Origin of the sequence: Rhodococcus sp. AB351 (assembly GCF_049538275.1) — a bacterium.
Taxonomy (GTDB): domain Bacteria; phylum Actinomycetota; class Actinomycetes; order Mycobacteriales; family Mycobacteriaceae; genus Rhodococcus.
In genome coordinates this window covers 1-689 of sequence record NZ_JBMVFW010000040.1, presented here as the reverse complement: position 1 = coordinate 689, position 689 = coordinate 1, and the positions used below count along the sequence as shown (strand labels likewise).

Here is a 689-nt window from a genome sequence, read left to right as displayed (position 1 = left end):
TTGGCCACGTGGTAGATCACCGACCCGGTGTGCCGATGCGCGAGCGTGGCCTGACCGGGACGCAGCAGCTGCATGTGCGCGCCCATCGTCGGCATGACCGAACCGCCGGTGAGCGGGTTGACGTACTCCATGATGATGCCGTCGTACGGTGATCCGTCGGAGACCTCGGCGCGGGCGAGCAACGCCTCGTAGGTGCGTTCCCACGGGTAGGCCAGCAGCGGGGAGTAACGCTTGCTCCATCCGCGGTCGGCGGGGGTGAGGATCCCGGACCCGTACTCGTGCAGCGAGGTGTTGACGACTTTTCCGGGTTGCTGATGCAGCTCCGGATGCACGGCGTAGAAGTTCGCGTCGAGTGTGTTGACCAGGGGGATGTCGAGTCCGTCCTGCCAGATCACCGGGGAGCTGGCCGAATCGTTGCCGTGTTCGTGCCAGGTGCCACTCGGGGTGATCAGGAAATCCCGCGCTCCGGCCTCGAGCCGGTCGCCGTCGACGATCGTCCACGCTCCTTCACCTTCGATGACGAACCGCAGGGCGGAGGCTGCGTGTCGGTGTGCGGTCATCGACTCGCCCGGGTTCATGATCTGCAGTCCGGTGTAGAGCAGACCCACGGCCGCACTGAGGTCCTTGCGGCCGTCGTTGACCAGCATCACCACCCGTCGGCCGGCATCGTCACCGGAGACCAACGAGGC

Annotated in this window: 1 protein-coding gene; it reads right to left on the bottom strand. The window is 66.2% G+C overall.

The annotated features are described in order from the left end of the window. Window positions 1–689: cupin domain-containing protein (locus ACPCXD_RS22905; RefSeq protein WP_423661211.1), on the bottom strand; the 689-nt coding region annotated here is incomplete at both ends.